Source organism: Vulgatibacter sp. (assembly GCF_041687135.1).
GTDB lineage: Bacteria > Myxococcota > Myxococcia > Myxococcales > Vulgatibacteraceae > JAWLCN01.
Window position 1 is genome coordinate 439,715 of record NZ_JAWLCN010000004.1, and the last position, 15,364, is coordinate 455,078.

The following is a 15,364-nucleotide window of genomic DNA, read 5'->3' on the forward strand; positions in this document are numbered from 1 at the left end:
GAGAACAATGAGAATTGCGCGGATCGGTGGGACTTCGATGACATGCCCGGAAGGCTCGCTCGATCCGGGTCACACCGGACGGCGCGTGGGCGCCAGCTCAACCGGTCGGGCGGAGCCGCGCCATCGAGAGGGCGTCCACGTAGGCGCCGTCGCGGAAGGCAAAGTCGCGGTGGCGCCCCTCCTCGACGAAGCCGGCGCGGGTGTAGAGGGCGATCGCCGCGGCGTTGTCGGCGTAGACCTCGAGCTCGATCCGGCGCAGCTGCAGCCAGCCATCGGCCAGCTCGACGGCGGCGCGCAGCAGGGCCGAGCCGACGCCGCGGCCCTGCCAGTCGTCGCGTACGCCCATGCCCAGCTGGGCCACGTGGCGGCGGCGGGGATGCGGCGAGACGTGCAGGCCCAACTGCCCCACCACGTCGTCACCCGCACATGCCAGCAGGACGTGTGCGTTCGGATCGACCGTCTGCAGCCGCTGGCGCCACAGGTCGAGCGACGGAAAGGGCAGCTGCAGCGTGCCGGCCTGCGCACGCGGCGACGCGTAGATCGCCTGCACGGCGGCAAAGTCCCCGGGCTCGGCGCGGCGGATGGTGAGTCTCTCGGTCATCGAATCGGCTCCGGCCCTGCAACGGGCCACGGGCCACGATCCTCGCGCACCGGACCGCCACCGCCAAGCGCAGCGACCGGCACATCGCCTTGACACGAGCCCGTCTCGCCGCGACAATCCCCATCGATCCTATCGGGATGGTGAGATGGGCATCTCGCAGAAATGCTACTACGCGATCCGGGCGGTCTTCGAGCTGGCGCAGGCGCCGACGGGCATCGCCGTGAAGATCGGCGAGATCGCCGAACGGCAGGGGATTCCCGCCAAATTTCTCGAGGCGATCCTCGGCCAGCTCAAGGGCGGCGGCTTCGTCGAGTCGCGCCGCGGCGCCGAGGGAGGCTACCTCCTCGCCAGGCCGCCCCGGGGCCTCACCCTCGGCGAGATCATCCGCTTCGTCGAGGGTCCGCTCTCGCCGCTGAAGTGCAAGGGTGGCGAGGCGCCGACCGCCCTCGATGGCGTCCTCGCCGCGGTCTGGTCCGCGGCCGAGCAGGCCCTCGCCGACGTCTACGACGGCATCACCTTCCAGGACCTGGTCGACCGGAGCCGACCGGTCAAAGCCCTCGATTTCGCGATCTGAACCTCGAGCGGGCGGCCCCACGCCGCCCATCCGCACGAGCAATACCCTACCAACCCTATAGGGTTTGACCACCCAGGAGACGAGAGATGGCACGGATCTACGGCGACAACAGCGCCAGCATCGGCAACACGCCGCTCGTCGCGCTGCAGCGCATCGCACAGGGGGCCCGCGCCTCGATCGTCGCAAAGATCGAGGGCCGCAACCCGGCCTACTCGGTGAAGGACCGCATCGGCGCCGCGATGATCGACGCCGCCGAGGCCGCCGGGAAGCTCGTCCGCGGCTCGAAGGAGACGGTGGTGGTGGAGCCCACCAGCGGAAACACCGGCATCGCCCTCGCCTACGTCTGCGCCGCCCGTGGCTATCCCCTCATCCTCACCATGCCGGAGACGATGTCGCTCGAACGGCGCCGCATGCTCCGTGCCTTCGGCGCCGACCTCGTCCTCACCGAAGGCGCAAAGGGCATGGTGGGCGCGATCGCCCGGGCCACCGAGATCGCCGCCGCCGATCCGGACCGCTATTTCGTCCCCCAGCAGTTCAGCAACCCGGCCAACGCCGAGGTCCACTTCCGCACCACCGGCCCGGAGATCTGGGCGGACACCGACGGGCAGGTGGACATCTTCGTTGCAGGCGTCGGCACCGGCGGCACCATCACCGGCGTCGGCCGCTACCTGAAGCACGAGCAGAAGCACCCGGTGCAGCTGGTGGCGGTGGAGCCCGCCGCCTCGCCGGTGCTCGGCGCGCTGAAGCGTGGCGAGGAGCCGAAGCCGGGGCCGCACAAGATCCAGGGCCTGGGCGCGGGCTTCAAGCCGGAGGTCCTCGACCTCGATCTCGTCGACGCGGTGGAGCCCGTCACCAACGAGGAGGCGATCGAGATGGCCCGCCGCCTCCACCGCGAGGAGGGGATCAGCTGCGGCATCTCCTCCGGTGCTGCGGTGGCGGCAGCGCTCCGCATCGCCCAGCGCCCGGAGAACGAGGGGAAGCGGATCGTCACCGTCCTCCCCGACGCCGGCGAGCGCTACCTCTCGAGCATCCTCTTCGAAGACATCCCGGCCTGATCCACGCTGCGGAGATCCGTCCCATGCCAGCCAACGACGCCCGCCGCCTCGAGCTGCTCCGCGATGCGGGCTTTCCCGACCCAGCATCCGCCCTCGCCCGCCTCCGGGACGACGTCGGCCAGCTGCCGCTCCCCGGCGGCGCCGCCGCCGAGGCGGACGTGATCCGCACCGCCCTCGCTGCGCGCGTCGCCAGGCTCCCCGCCGAGCAGGCGCGCCTCGCGCAGCTGGTGCCGGAGCTCATCGGCGACAGGAGCGGCGACCTCGCCACCGCGCTCTGGCTGGCCCGGGCGCAGCACGGCGACGCCCTCGATCTGCCCGGCTTCTCGCTCGCGATCCTCGACGCGCTCCTCGCCACGGGCCGCGAGATGGAGGGGCTCGCCCTCGCCCGCTTCCTCCTCGACGGCCGCTTCGACTGGCAGAAGGTCTACGACGCCGGAACCGTGCCCCACGAGTTCCTCCGGCCCCGGGATCCCAACCCGCTCATCTGGCAGCTCCTCGACGACCTGGCACCCTACCGCCCCTTGCGCGTGATCGAGCTCGGCTGCGGGATCGGCAACGACGCCATGGCCCTCCTCGAGTCGCCGCACGTCGATCGCTACCTCGGCATCGACGTGGTGCCGCAGGCGATCGAGGGCTTCCGCCGCCGCGTCGCCAGCGCGCCCCCCGCTACGGCGCCGGGGCTGGTCTGCGGCGACTTCGCCGAGCACCTCGCCGACCCTGCGGTCCGCGAGGCGGGCTACAACTGCGTCTACGCCTACTCGAGCCTGCACTACTTCGCTTCCGCCGAGCTGAAGCGGATCTTCGCGCTGGTGCGCTCGCTGCTCCTCGCCGGCGGGCGCAACGGCTTCTTCGCCTTCGGCCTCAAGGGCACCGGCTCGATCTGGGAGGGCCAGGGGCTGCCGCTCTACCGCCCCGACGTCTGGATCAACCCCGACGGCCAGTCGCGCTGGTTCCCCACCAGGCAGGCGCTGGCGAAGGAGCTCGACGCCGCGGGCTTCGAGGTCCGCTTCCACGAGCTGCACAACCACTGGGGCTACAGCGAGAAGGGCAAGCGCGACACCTTCCACTACGTGGTCTGCACGCCGCGGGCGTCGTTCCTCGGCGAGGGGATTTGACGCGGCAAATCAGCGTCAGGCACCGCCCGCCTCGAGGGGCAGCACCACCGTGAAGGTCGCGCCCTCGCCTGCTTCGCTCGCCACCGCCACGCTGCCCCCGTGGGCCTCGACGATGCGACGGACCAGGTAGAGCCCCAGACCCCAGCCCCCGAAATGCCGGCTCGAGACCCCGCGCTCGAAGCGCTCGAAGACGTGGGGCAGCCGTTCGCCGGGGATGCCGATCCCCAGGTCCCGCACCTCGAGCCAGGCGGCGCCGCCGCGCCGCTCCAGAGCGATCCGGATCGGCTTCCCCTCCCCGAACTTCAGCGCGTTGTCGAGGAGGTTGGCGACCACCTCGCCGAGGCGCCGACGATCCCACCATCCCTCCACCGGCTCCGGCGCCAGTACCTCCACCGTCGAGCCCGAGCGCGCGCTCCGCTCCTGCGCCGCCTCGACCACCTCCGTCACCACAGCTCGGAGATCGAAGCGCTCCCTCGCGAGGGCGAGGTCGCCTGCACCGAGATGCGAGACGTCGAGGAGCTGATCGACCAGCTGGTTGAGCCGCTTCAGCCCCCGATCGACCGTCGCCAACGTGCGCCGCAGCGAGTCGTCGCCTCCCCCCTGGCGCTTGCGCAGCTCCGTGCCGAGCGAAACGGCGATCGCGGTGATCGGTGTCTTCAGCTCGTGGGACGCCACCGAGAGAAACTCCTCGCGAACCTGCACCGCTTCCTGCGAGGCACGGTAGAGCCGGGCATTCTCCACGGCGATCGACGCACGGCGTGCGAGCTCCTCCGCGAGGGCGAGGTCCTGCCCGGTATAGCTCCGCCCGGACGCACCGACGGCACAGGTGAGCGCGCCGATCACGCGCCCTCCGCGGCCGAGGGGCGCCACCATGCAGCTGCGCAGGCCCAGCTGCAGCAGCAGCGCCAGGTGTTCCTCGCTCCGCACCAGACCGGAGAGCAGCCCGGTGTCCAGCTCGGGGAAGAGCAGCGGCCTGCCGCTGCGCAGCACCGCGGTCGCAGGCTGCGGCGACCTGGAGTCCGGTGGAAAGCGACGGAGGAGCTCCCGGAGTTCCCGCTCCCGGGTCGGGTCCCGATGGGCACCGGCCACGCGGCGCACGGTCCCGTCGTCGCCGACGAGGTCGATCACACACCAATCCGCCAGCTCCGGCACCGCGAGGTGGGCGAGGCGCTGGAGCGTGGCGTCCGTGTCGAGGGATCCGCCGAGGACCACGCTCGCCTCGGCGAGGAAACGGATCTGCCGCTCCGCCCTGCTGCGCTCCTCCGTCTCGCGCTGCACGTCGCGAAAGAGCCGCGCGTTCTCGAGCGCCACCGCGATCTCCGGCGCGAGGAGCTCCAGCACCTGCAGCCTCTCTGCTGCGAAGGCGTGGGTCGTGCGGCCGTGCTCGAAATAGAAGCAGCCCATCCGCTCCTCCTTCCGCCGCAGGGGAAAGGCGAGCACCGAGAGCGTCGGATGCCGGGAGAACCAGGGATCGTCGCGGAACGCCGGGTCCCTGCGGACGTCGTCGAGGAGGAGGACGCTCCCGCTGGTGCAGACCTGGGCGAGCAGGGTAGCGGGCACCTCGTCCGATGCAGCGAGCGGCTCCTCCCGCAGGGTGACGGCGCCGCCGGCGCTGCCAGCCGCCCGCACGACGTGCGTCCCCCTCTCTTCGAGCACGAGCACCCCGCGATCTGCGCCCACGGCCCGGATACAGACCTCGACCAGCTTCGGCAGCAGCCGCTCGAAGCGGATCTCGCTCGAGATGCTCTCCACCGCCTCGAGCAGGCTCGAGGCGTCGAGACCTGCAACGACCCTGGCGCCTGGCGCCGCTTCCTCGAATCCGAGCTGGGCGCCGAGCTCGCGGTCGAGCGCCCGCACCTTCCCCGCAGCGCCCCAGCGTGTGTAGTGGGCGCGGGCATCGGCGAGATGGGCCGCCGCCGCCCGCTTCCTCCCGATGGCGAGGTAGTGGCGCCCCGCGAGCTCCGATGCCAGCGCGGCGTCGTGGACGAGCCCCTCTTTCACGGCCCAATCCACCGCCTCCTCGTAGCGTTCCATCGCCTGCAGGGTCCGACCCTCGACCCGGTCGATCTCCGCGTCGACGAGGAGGCGGCGCGCGCGGAAATTCTCCGGACAGCTCGCCTCCCAGGCGAGGAGCTGCGCACGAGCGCCGTGGATCCGCGCCCACGCCTCGTCGTCGGGGGTCCCGGCGAGGAGGAGAAGCGGCGTCGCGAAGAAGTACTCGGTGGGCGTGAGCAACCCGCGCATCGGCTCGAGCTGCGGCATCGCCGCGTCGGCCTGGAGGCGGGCCACCTCGAAGTCGCGGTAGAGGTGGGCGATCCGCAGCCGCAGGATCCGGTAGATCGCGTTGGCAACGGGCCCCTTCTCGCGGAGCTTCCGCTCGAAGGCATCCTCGTCGAAGCTCTCGCCGCCGAAGCCTCCATGCACACGGCTCCGTCCCTGCAGGCTGCGGATCAGCTCGCGCTCGAGCTCGAGGAAGGGCGGCGCCGCCTCGTTCCCCACGCGGCGCAGGAAGGCGAGCCCCTCCTCGATGTCGGCGAGGACGCGGTCGAGCTCGACGCCGCCGAGGATCGAATCGATCACCACGGCGATCCAGGCGTTGGCGGCGTCGGCGAGCCTGCCGGTCTCGACGCAGAGCCGAAACGCCTGCCTGGAGTGGGTCACCGCCGTCTTGAAGGGCAGGCGCCACGGCAACACGACCATCGCCTGGAGGTGGAGCGCGCTGGCCTCCACCGCCCGGGCACCGGCCTTGCGAGCGAGGCCGACCGCGGTGTCGGCGAAGGCCTCCGCCGTGACGAAGTCGCCGTGGGCCACGAGGTAGATGGGCAGATTGGCGAAGCTGCCCGTGGCGTGGACCGAGAGCCCTCGCTCGAGCACGCGGGCCACCGCACGGGCCGCGAGCCAGGGCGCGAGCCCGGTCCCTGCGAACCAGGCGGGCGACAGCATCTTCGACACCACGAGATGGTAGGCCTGCTCTTCCGGCGGCGCGTCGAAGGGCCTCTCGAGGAGAAAGGCGGGTGAGCGTCCGGCGAGGAGACCCCGGATCCGCTGGTGCTCGGCTGCGGCGAGGGCGGCGAAGCCTTCGCTGGGGAGCACCTCGCCGAAGAGCGCGCGCAGCGTTTCGGAGCCGAGCGCGATCGCTTCGGCGAGCTGACCGGCGGTCGCCTGCACCGCGATCCGCTGCGCCTGCAGCGCCGCGGTCTCGGCGATGTCGGAGGCGTGAGGCAGCCCCTCCTCCGCCAGCCGGTCTGCCCGCGCGAGCGCCCCCGCGAGCCAGGCGGCCTCCGCCGCGTCACGATGGAGGTCGTAGAGGAGCTCCCGCGGTCGCGGCGTACCGGAGAGGATGTCGAGGGCCGTCTCGTAGTAGGCCAGCGCGGAGCGATAGGCTGCCGAGGCCCGGGCGCTCGCTCCAGCGCGCTGGTTGAGCCGCGCGCGCTCGAGGCTGGCGGCGGCGTCCTCGCCAGCCCCGCCGGCGGCGTTGAGCTGGTCCGTCGCCCGGAAGAGCGCGTCGTCCCCTTCTTCGTCGAGGAGGGCCGCGCCGATGCGCCGGTGCAGCTCCCGGCGCCGCTCTTCCGGGAGCGATTCGTAGGCCGCCTGCTGCACCCGGTCGTGGACGAACCGGAGATCGCCGGCCTCCCGCCGCACCACCAGCCCCTCGGCAACGAGGGCGCCGATCCGCTCGTCCAGCCCCGTCGGGTCTGCGACGAGGCGCGCCAGTAGCAGGGGCCGGAGCACGTGCCCGAAGCACGACGCCACCTGCAGCAGCTCCTGCGTCCCTTCGGGAAAGCAGCCGATCTGCGCGGCCATCAGCTCGGCCACGTCGCCGCTGACCTCCGCTGCGGCGATGCGGTCCAGGTCCCAGCGCCAGCGCCCCACCTCGACCTCGTGCACGAGGAGGCCGTCGCGCTGCAGCGCCCGGAGCAGCTGCCGGACGAAGAGCGGGTTGCCGCGGCTCTTCGCGTGGACGAGAAGCGCCAGGGGCCGGACCTCCGCCTGCTCTTCGTGGAGCGCGTCGCCGAGAAAGGCCGCCACCGCATCCGGCTGCAGCGGACCCACCCGGATGCGCGTGACGGGAACGCCACTTCGTTCCACCGCGCCGACGACCTCGTGGAGCGGGTGGTCGGCGCCGATCTCGCCGGGGCGCAGGCTGCCGACGAAGAGCACGTGCCGGCCGTCGGGATCGCTGGCCAGGATCCGGAACGCCTGCAGGGTGCCCGGATCGGCCCACTGCAGATCGTCGAGGAAGAGCACGACCGGTCCGCTGCAGGCGATCGCCCGCACGAGGCGCTGCAGCGCGGTGCGGAAGAGGTGCTCCCGCTCCTCCGGCCCCAGGCCCTGCAGCTGCGGAAACTGGCCGACCAGCTTGCCGAGCGCCGGGATGAGCTCGGTGACCATCGAGCCGGCGGGCCCCGCGGCAGCACCGACCGCCTCGCGCATCGCTCCATCGGCAGGGTCCACGGTCCGGACCAGCGCGTTCAACGCCTCGGCGAGGGCCAGGTACGGGACGTTGGAGGCACGGATCGCCGCCTTGCCTCCGCCGAAGCGTCCCCCGCGGCGCAGCGCCTCGGCCCGCAGGGAGAGGGCGAGGTGGGTCTTCCCCACGCCGGCCTCGCCCTCCAGCAGCACCACCCGCACCCCGTCGGCAGCTGCTTCGTCGAGGGCCCGAAGGAGTTCGGCACGCTCCTTCTCCCTGCCGTAGGGAGCGTCGGGGAGGGGCAGCTCCCGCACCAGGTCGCCGTGCCCGAGCTCGAAAGCTTCGATGGCCCCCGTCTCCTCCCAGCGATGCAGGGCCCTGCGCAGGTCCCGCGCGAGGGTCGTCGCGTTCTGGTAGCGCCGGGCGGGGTCCTTCTCGAGGAGCTTCTGCACCAGATCGGAGAGGAGCGTGGGCACCGCCGGGTTGGCGATCGAAGCGGGGATGGGCAGCTGCGCGAGGTGGGCATGGACCAGCTCGAGGGGATCGGTCGAGCGGAAGGGCGGCGTGCCGGTGAGCATCGCGTAGCCGATGGCGCCGAGCGCGTAGAGATCCGCGCGGGCGTCCACCGGCCGGTTCATGCGGCCGGTCTGCTCCGGCGCGATCCAGGCGAGCTGCCGCCCGAGTCGTGCGAGGCGCGCGGGCTCCACCGGCCGGGCCTCCTCGAAGGGTGCCGCCTCGGTGAAGTGGACGAGCGTCACGCCGCCGTCGGGTCCCAGGACCACGCGCGCCGGCGCGAGCGCCCCGTGGAGCAGCCGGCGTCGGTGCAGGCGCCCGACGATCTCCGCGAGCTGCACCATGATCCGCAGCCAGCGATCCGTCGTGAGAGGGCCCGCGTCGATCCGCTGCTGGAGGTTGCGGGCGCCCGCGTCCTCGAGGAGGAGCGCGTCGCCCTCCAGGCCGAGGCAGCGCACCACCCCCGGCCCTGCTGCACGGCGGAGCATCTCGCGCTCGCGGCGGAGGAGCAGGGCGCCCTCCGGGCCCAGCGCACGCTTCTCCACCACCGGGTCGCCGTGCCGGCTCCCCTGCACGATCGCGAAGCGGGAACAGCGATGCCGTTCCGTGGGCTCGTGGAGCGCTGCCATCCGATGCCCGGATCATATGCCCGAGGTTGCCCTGCCGCCGAACGCAGCCACGCGGTGGACACGCGGCGTGTGTTGCGCGATGACGGGGGCCGTCCCGCCCCGGAGCCTCCCTGGACCGCCATCCTCCCGCCTCGTCCCATTGGAAGGGCCGCGTCCTGCTCGCGCCGGGCCTCGTGCTCTATCTGGGGCCCGGGGCTGCAGCCGAGCGGCACGCGCACCACGCGGTCCAGTTCGTCCAGGCGTCGCAGGGCGCGATGGAGCTCCAGCTCGAGGATCGCACCGTCGCGGTGCAGGCCGCGCTGGTTCCTGCCAACGTGCAGCACGCCTTCTCCGCAGGCGGCCAGCGGATCGCCCTGCTCCTCGTGGAACGCCACGGACGCCTCGGCATCGCGCTCGACCGCGTCGCCCGGGCACGGGCAGGCGCCGAGCTCGCCGGGGAGCTGGCGGGCCTCGAGCTGCCGCCGGGAGACGCCACCACCGAAGCGGCGATGGCGTGGTGCAACGCGGTGCTCGCCGCGTTCGGCGTCGCCGCCGACGCGCCGCGGCCCTCGCTGGCGATCCGGCGGGCCATCGCCTACGTGCACGAATCGCTGGACGGCGTGCCCCGCCTGGACGAGGCCGCTGCCCGTGCTGGCCTCTCCCCCACCCGCTTCACCCACCGCTTCTCGGAGGAGGCGGGGATCCCCTTCCGCCGCTTCGTCCTCTGGGCCCGCCTCCACCGGGCGGTGGAGGGGATCCGCCGCGGCGCCAACCTCACCGAGGCGGCGGTCGCCGCAGGCTTCAGCGACAGCGCCCACCTGAGCCGCACCTTCCGCTCCATGTTCGGCCTCAGCCCCTCGGCGGTGCTGCCCCTGGTGGAGTTCGCCGGCAGCTGGAGCAGCGAAGGCGACCGCAACGTTCAAGCCCCCTGATCCGCAGGCCGCTACGTTTCAGGCCATGGGCAGCCACGCTGCTGCCGGAGGATCGGCCATGAACGAAACGTACCTGCGGCCCACCGCCCTGCTCGACCACGAACACCCCACCATCGCAGCGCTCGTCCGCACCCGCGGGTGGAGCGTGCTGCCCGAATCGGAGCGAATCGGCGCGATCTACGCCTTCGTTCGGGACGAGATCACCTTCGGCTACAACGAGGCGGACACCCTGCCCGCCTCGCGCGTGCTCGCCGACGGCTACGGCCAGTGCAACACCAAGACGACGCTGCTCATGGCGCTGCTCCGCGCCGCCGGGATCCCCTGCCGCTTCCACGGCGCCACCATCCACAAGCGGCTGCAGAGGGGCGTGATCAACGGCCTCTTCTACGCGATGGCCCCGGCGAGCATCGTGCACAGCTGGGCGGAGGTGCGGATCGCCGATCGCTGGGTCGCCCTCGAGGGCGTGATCATCGACGCCGCCTATCTCGACGGGATCCGGCGGCGGCATCCCGAAACGACCGGCGCCTTCCTCGGCTACGGCATCGGCACCGAGCGCCTCGCGGCGCCGCCCATCGAGTGGCGCGGCGGCGACACCTTCATCCAGAAGACCGGCGTCGACCGCGACCACGGCCTCTTCGACGATCCCGACGCCTTCTACGCGAGGCACGGCGGCAACCTCGCCGGCCTGAAGGCCTGGCTCTACCGCACCTGGATCCGCCACGTGATGAACCGCAACGTGGAGCGGATCCGCCGCTGCGGCGGCAACCCCGGCTGCACCACGGCAGCTACCGCTCGCGCCTGGGGGCGTCGCGGAACCGCAGCGCTACCTCGCCCGCCGCAATGAGGAGATCAGGCTCCAGGCGTACGCGCGAGTCGTGCGAGAAACGCGTCCAACCGGTCGAGGTCGCGCTGGAGGTGCGGGCGAAGTTCGGTCGCATCTTCTTTGAGCCTGGAGAGCTGCTCCGGATCCAATGCGACCGCGTACGCGTGGCGGAAGAAGTGTCGAAAGGCGAGAAGGCGGCGCAGGAGCCGGACGCTTTCGGTCCCCAGCACCGCCGGACGCACACCCTCGATTTCGAGACCCATGGAAAGGAGCAGCTCCTGGTGCCAGTCGCGGCCGCCCGGCTCTCCTTCCCCGAGCGTCCGGGCGACACGCGCCAACAAGGCCTCGACCGCGCCGTAGGCATGATGGAGCGCGACGGCAGCGCGCGCGAGCTCGCCAGCTTCGCCATCCGGGCGGATGTCCAGACCTGCGAGCTCGTCGATCCGTTCGAGCGCGGCCTTGCGGTCGCTCGCGACTTCTGCGCGAAGCCGCTGGAGGCGAGCGGTGGTGCTCACAGCTCCTCGCCTTCGGCGTCGATCCGATCGACCAGGCTGTCCGGCGCGTCCTCGATCCGCACCAGGTCGACCGGGACGCCAAACAACTCCATCAGATCCGCCTGCACTTCGAAGAGCTGTCCCGGCGGTAGTCCTCCGACCGCCAGGTCGACGTCGCTGCCGGGATGCGGCTCGCCGCTCGCAGCCAGCGAGCCGAAGAGGACGACCCGCTGGCCGCCCGCCCGCCGAACGAGCCGCGCTGCCTCGGCGAGCCGAGCCCGGAGTGAGGCGGCCCGTGCCGCACCTGCAGCACGACGCGCCGCATCCATCCGCCGCAGATGCTCGAGTGTTTCTTCGGGCCCCATTGCGCCGAGCGTAGCAACGTGGAGGGCCGCTCGCCACCACGCCGCCCCGGTGGCGAATGAGATCAACTCACGGCCCCGACGTCGCCAGCAGCAGCTTCTCCCTGCGGGAGAGGCGCTTGATCGCCGCCTCGCGGCGCAGCGCCGCGCTCCGATCGGCTGCGGGCTCGGACCAGACCAGCTCCACCGGGCGCCGGGCCCTGGTATAGGCGGCGCCCCTGCCGGCGTCGTGCTGCGCCACCCGACGCTCCACGTCGGTGGTGGCGCCGGCGTAGAGGGAGCCGTCGGCGCAGCGGAGCAGGTAGACGAACCAGGGGGCGGACATCGCCGCCAACCTACCGCGTCCGCGCGCACGGGTCAGTCCCGGTGCACGTTGAGGGCGTGGTTCACCGCCCAGGCGGCCCGCGTCCCTGCAGCGGCGGCGAGCAGCGCCCCCTGCACCGGCGTGGTGAGGTCACCCGCCGCGTAGATGCCGCGCACCGAGGTCTCCTCCCGCTCGTCGATCCGCACATAGCCCGCGTCGTCGAGGGCGAGGCCGAGGCGCGCCACGAAGGCCGACTGCCGCTGCGGCGGCCGCACCACCAGCGCCTCGCAGCCGCGCCTGGTGCCGTCCTCGAGCTCGACGGCGGCGAGCTCGTCGGTGGGCCCGGCGACGAGCCGGGCGATCCGCCGGCTCTCGAGCGCGACGCCTGCCCGCTCCAGCCGCTGCCGCAGCTCGTCGCGGATCGAAAGCGGGCCGTTGGTGAAGGCCACCACCTGCTCGGTCCAGCCGGTGAGGAAGAGGGCGAATTCGAGGAGCTGCTCGGAGGTGGCGAGGAGCCCCCAGGGCCTGCCCCGGAGCTCCCAGCCGTGGCAATAGGGACATTGGAAGATCCGCCTGCCCCACTGCTCGCGGATCCCGGGGACGTCGGGGATCTCGTCCACCATGCCGGTGGCGAGGATCACCCGCCTGCAGCGCACGGTGCTGCCGTCGGCGAGCGCCACCACGAAACCCCGGCCCTGCGCCTCGACGTGGTGGACGCCCACCTCGCGGACCTCCACGTCGTAGGGCGCGAGCTGCTCCCTGCCGATTCGCCGGAATTCCCGCGGCGGCGTGCCGTCGCGGGTGGGGAAGCCGTGCATCTCCTCGGCGGCGGCGTTGCGCGGCGGCCCCGCGTCGCAGAGCAGCACCTTCTTGCAGCCGCGGCCGAGCTGGAGCGCCGCGCTCAATCCTGCGGGGCCGCCACCGATCACCAGCACGTCGTAGTTCATCTCCCCTCCTCCCCTTCGATCAGGAGGCGAACCGGCCCGGGCACCGGCATCCGCGCGAACATGGAGACGTCGCTGCCGCCGGTATTTCCCACCGGCACCACGCCCACCGCCGAGCCGAGGGCACCGAGGTAGATGCGCACGGCCTGCCCGAGGGCGGCGCCGGGTGCACGCCGGGCGATCTCGACGCGGAGCATGAGCCAATGGCTGCGCACGTGGGGGACGACGAAGCGCTGCCCGAGCACGTGGGCCCGCTCGAGGTGGAAGTGGGCTTCGTAGTAGTCACCGGCCTGCATCAGCTGCAGCGCCTTCTCGATGGCGAGGTCGTAGGCCTTGCGGAGGTTCTGGTTCACGGCTGCTCCTTTCGTGCGGCGAAACGGGGGGCGTTGCTGGCGAAATCCTGGAGATCGGAGGTGGCCTTCTTGCGGAGGAGCTGCACCACCTGCTCCTGGGTGAGCTGTTCCGGCGTGGTCATGAAGTAGCGGAGGGTGAGCCTGGCGCGCGCCTCGTCGACCGGCTCGAGCCGGTAGTCGAGGCTGGCCCTGCCGTGGTGCTCGTCGGCGAGCTCGAGGCGGACGCCGCCTTCCGCCTCGACCGCACGGAAGGGGTGGGCGTGGCCGAAGGCCCGGTTGTCCACCGACCAGATCCCCCCGGCCCGCTTCATCGCTCGCACGTCGCGAAAGAGCTTCGGCCACTCGTCGAGGCCGGTGAGCACGGGCAGGAGCCGTGCTGCAGGTGCGGCCACCACGACGCTTCCCTCCACCGTCGTCTCGCCGTCGCCGCGCTTCTCCGCCACCACCGGTGCGCTCGCGCCTGGTGCGAGGGGTGGCGCGAGCCACTTCGCCTCGGTGGCGAGCGGCGCCGAGAGGGTGCGCAAAAAGCTGACGAGCTGCTTCTTCTCGGTGAAGGAGAGCCCCAGCTGCCGGAGCTCGCTGTGGCCGGCGGGCGCTGCGGGGGCGCGGTCGTAGTGATCGAGGACCGCCTCCAGCGTGGGCAACTGGCCCGCGTGCATGTAGGGCGCGCGCTCGGCGACGTTGCGCAGCGAGGGCACCTTGTACTGGCGCGCCGCGTGGTGGCCGCTCTGCAGGTGGCGCAGCTCGCGGCAGGTCTCGGGCTTTGCGTCGCTGTAGGGCCCCAGGCAGTTGAAGTCGTCGGCGAGCACGTCGCCGCTTCCCGCCGCCCTGCCGGAATCGGCGGGCAGGCCCGGCACCGGCGGGACGCCGGTGTTGGCGAAGTCGTGGTTGGTGAGCTGCGGGCCGTTGTGGCACTCGGTGCAGTTGGCCTTGCCCACGAAGAGGCGCAGGCCCTTCTCCTCCTCCTCGCCCAGCGCCGTGCTGGCGGCGTCGTCGTCGCCGGCGACCACCGCGTCGACGTAGCGGTCGAATCGCGAGACGCCGGGCTGCAGCTTGCGCTCGTAGGCGGCGATCGCCTTGCCCACGTTGGCGAAGACGCGGTTCACCGCATCGCGCTTCTGCGGCGGGAGCGCCTCCCATGCATCCCGCACCGCAGGCGGGCCGTTGGGCCCGGCGTGCGCCGGCAGCCCCGCGAGATCGGGGAGCTTGCCGAAGACGCGCTCGTAGTCGTCGCGGTAGGCGGAGGCGACGAGACGGACGTACTGGACGCGATCGCCGCCGTGCTCCACCGGGCTCTCGAGGGGCCCCAGCGCCTGGGACCAGAGGCTGTCCTTGCGCCCGTCCCAGAAGAGCCAGGGCGAGGCGTCCAGGCCGGCGATCGGCATGGTGCGCCGGGTGGTGGTGCCCACGCCCTGCGCCAGCTGCAGGCCGTCCTGGAATTGCTGATCGGGCAGGTGGCAGGTGGCGCAGGAGACCGAGCCGTTCGAGCTGAAGCGGGTGTCGAAGAAGAAGCGGTGGCCCAGCGCCGCCGCCGCTTCGTCGGCGGACCAGCGGTTGGTCGGGTCGGGGGCTGCGGGTCCCTCGACGAGGCGGAGGTCCCGCAGGGCAGCGAGCTCCTCGTCGGACCACGAGGCCCTGGCGGAGGAGGCGAGGAGGAGCAGGCTCGCGGCGACGAGGCCGGTGCCGGCGACGAGACGAAGGAAGCTGTTCATGGCGTTTCTCCGGTGCACGCTGGCGCTGCTCACAGGTTGAGCTCGAAGCGGACCGTGTCGTCGCCGCCGGGTGCGTCGATCGCCAGGTCGACCACCCAGTAGCCGCCCATGTTGAACTTCATCCCGTCGACCACGTAGGCGCCGCCGCCGAGCGCCTCGCGCACCGCGGGCTGGGTGGGGAGGCCGTGGCCGTGGTCGGGCATCCCGCCGTCGACGCGGATCGTGGCGCCGTCCACCGGGCGCCCCGCGCGATCGCGCAGCTCCACCGTCCAGCTGTGGAGCGCGCGGCGCGGCACCGGGGTGACGTCGGGGCGGTAGCTGACCTCGTACCTCCCGCTCTCGGAGAACCGGGTGGTGGAGGTGTTGGCGTTGGGGTTGGGGCGGCCGCCCATGAGCATGCAGCCGCCGAGGAGGGCCAGGGGGACGGCGAGGAGGACGATGCGGAGGGAGGTCATGTGCTTGTCTCCGATTGGAAAGAGAGCTGGATTGCACCCGCCTGCATTGCGGCTCCCGTGCCAGCATCCAAAACCGCCGTTTCGCGCCCCACATGGCCTTTCCCGTTG

The 15,364-nt window shown here is 72.3% G+C and carries 14 protein-coding genes; 5 read left to right on the top strand and 9 right to left on the bottom strand.

The features are described from left to right. Positions 1-97: 97 nt before the first annotated feature. Positions 98-601, bottom strand: a complete 504-nt coding sequence (locus ACESMR_RS12965) for a GNAT family N-acetyltransferase (protein WP_373047500.1) — start codon at positions 599-601, stop codon at positions 98-100. Positions 602-746: 145 nt separating this feature from the next. On the opposite strand from ACESMR_RS12965, the gene ACESMR_RS12970 reads away from it, so the two are divergent. The 3 genes from ACESMR_RS12970 (at position 747) to ACESMR_RS12980 (ending at position 3,345) form a co-directional block, all read left to right on the top strand. Beyond that, the gene (locus ACESMR_RS12970) at positions 747-1,175 is read left to right on the top strand and encodes an RrF2 family transcriptional regulator (protein WP_373047501.1); all 429 of its coding nucleotides are present in this window, start codon (positions 747-749) and stop codon (positions 1,173-1,175) included. An 86-nt stretch (positions 1,176-1,261) separates the two neighbouring features. Beyond that, on the top strand, positions 1,262-2,230 hold the full coding sequence (gene cysK / locus ACESMR_RS12975) for a cysteine synthase A (protein ID WP_373047502.1): 969 nt from the start codon (positions 1,262-1,264) through the stop codon (positions 2,228-2,230). A gap of 23 nt (positions 2,231-2,253) precedes the next feature. After that, a complete protein-coding gene (locus ACESMR_RS12980; protein ID WP_373047503.1) occupies positions 2,254-3,345 on the top strand; it encodes a methyltransferase domain-containing protein in 1,092 nt (363 codons plus the stop codon). Positions 3,346-3,360: 15 nt separating this feature from the next. Here the strand turns inward: ACESMR_RS12980 and ACESMR_RS12985 are convergent, their stop codons facing one another. After that, a complete protein-coding gene (locus ACESMR_RS12985; protein ID WP_373047504.1) occupies positions 3,361-8,898 on the bottom strand; it encodes an ATP-binding protein in 5,538 nt (1,845 codons plus the stop codon). Positions 8,899-9,152: 254 nt separating this feature from the next. Here ACESMR_RS12985 and ACESMR_RS12990 point away from each other — a divergent pair, with 254 nt between their 5' ends. Both ACESMR_RS12990 and ACESMR_RS12995 read left to right on the top strand, forming a co-directional pair. Then, positions 9,153-9,809 (top strand): helix-turn-helix transcriptional regulator, encoded by a 657-nt coding sequence (locus ACESMR_RS12990; protein ID WP_373047505.1) that lies wholly within the window; start codon positions 9,153-9,155, stop codon positions 9,807-9,809. Positions 9,810-9,867: 58 nt separating this feature from the next. Beyond that, entirely contained in the window at positions 9,868-10,653 is a 786-nt protein-coding gene (locus tag ACESMR_RS12995; protein ID WP_373047506.1) for a transglutaminase-like domain-containing protein, read from the top strand. A gap of 5 nt (positions 10,654-10,658) precedes the next feature. On the opposite strand, the gene ACESMR_RS13000 is transcribed toward ACESMR_RS12995, so the two are convergent. From ACESMR_RS13000 to ACESMR_RS13030, 7 genes are all read right to left on the bottom strand, one after another. Beyond that, entirely contained in the window at positions 10,659-11,147 is a 489-nt protein-coding gene (locus ACESMR_RS13000; RefSeq protein WP_373047507.1) for a hypothetical protein, read from the bottom strand. After that, positions 11,144-11,455 carry a nucleotidyltransferase family protein gene (locus tag ACESMR_RS13005; RefSeq protein ID WP_373047508.1) on the bottom strand — a complete coding sequence of 104 codons (312 nt, stop codon included), beginning with the start codon at positions 11,453-11,455 and terminating at the stop codon, positions 11,144-11,146. Before ACESMR_RS13005 ends, ACESMR_RS13000 begins: the two co-directional genes overlap by 4 nt. Before the next feature lie 103 nt (positions 11,456-11,558). Further along, complete coding sequence (locus ACESMR_RS13010) at positions 11,559-11,813, bottom strand: GIY-YIG nuclease family protein (protein WP_373047509.1); 255 nt, start codon at positions 11,811-11,813, stop codon at positions 11,559-11,561. Positions 11,814-11,845: 32 nt separating this feature from the next. Beyond that, entirely contained in the window at positions 11,846-12,739 is an 894-nt protein-coding gene (locus tag ACESMR_RS13015) for an NAD(P)/FAD-dependent oxidoreductase (RefSeq protein WP_373047510.1), read from the bottom strand. After that, a complete protein-coding gene (locus tag ACESMR_RS13020; RefSeq protein ID WP_373047511.1) occupies positions 12,736-13,089 on the bottom strand; it encodes a DUF3703 domain-containing protein in 354 nt (117 codons plus the stop codon). The genes ACESMR_RS13015 and ACESMR_RS13020 overlap by 4 nt, the downstream gene beginning before the upstream one ends. Beyond that, positions 13,086-14,801, bottom strand: coding sequence for a cytochrome c peroxidase (locus ACESMR_RS13025; protein WP_373047512.1), 1,716 nt, complete (start codon positions 14,799-14,801; stop codon positions 13,086-13,088). The genes ACESMR_RS13020 and ACESMR_RS13025 overlap by 4 nt, the downstream gene beginning before the upstream one ends. Positions 14,802-14,830: 29 nt before the next feature. Then, positions 14,831-15,256, bottom strand: coding sequence for a FixH family protein (locus ACESMR_RS13030; protein ID WP_373047513.1), 426 nt, complete (start codon positions 15,254-15,256; stop codon positions 14,831-14,833). Positions 15,257-15,364 lie beyond the last annotated feature (108 nt).

Coding starts and splice junctions, on each gene's coding strand:
- ACESMR_RS12965 (WP_373047500.1), bottom strand. CDS start 601: ATGACCGAGAGACTCACCATCCGCCGCGCCGAGCCCGGGGACTTTGCC.
- ACESMR_RS12970 (WP_373047501.1), top strand. CDS start 747: ATGGGCATCTCGCAGAAATGCTACTACGCGATCCGGGCGGTCTTCGAG.
- cysK (WP_373047502.1), top strand. CDS start 1,262: ATGGCACGGATCTACGGCGACAACAGCGCCAGCATCGGCAACACGCCG.
- ACESMR_RS12980 (WP_373047503.1), top strand. CDS start 2,254: ATGCCAGCCAACGACGCCCGCCGCCTCGAGCTGCTCCGCGATGCGGGC.
- ACESMR_RS12985 (WP_373047504.1), bottom strand. CDS start 8,898: ATGGCAGCGCTCCACGAGCCCACGGAACGGCATCGCTGTTCCCGCTTC.
- ACESMR_RS12990 (WP_373047505.1), top strand. CDS start 9,153: ATGGAGCTCCAGCTCGAGGATCGCACCGTCGCGGTGCAGGCCGCGCTG.
- ACESMR_RS12995 (WP_373047506.1), top strand. CDS start 9,868: ATGAACGAAACGTACCTGCGGCCCACCGCCCTGCTCGACCACGAACAC.
- ACESMR_RS13005 (WP_373047508.1), bottom strand. CDS start 11,455: ATGGATGCGGCGCGTCGTGCTGCAGGTGCGGCACGGGCCGCCTCACTC.
- ACESMR_RS13010 (WP_373047509.1), bottom strand. CDS start 11,813: ATGTCCGCCCCCTGGTTCGTCTACCTGCTCCGCTGCGCCGACGGCTCC.
- ACESMR_RS13015 (WP_373047510.1), bottom strand. CDS start 12,739: ATGAACTACGACGTGCTGGTGATCGGTGGCGGCCCCGCAGGATTGAGC.
- ACESMR_RS13025 (WP_373047512.1), bottom strand. CDS start 14,801: ATGAACAGCTTCCTTCGTCTCGTCGCCGGCACCGGCCTCGTCGCCGCG.
- ACESMR_RS13030 (WP_373047513.1), bottom strand. CDS start 15,256: ATGACCTCCCTCCGCATCGTCCTCCTCGCCGTCCCCCTGGCCCTCCTC.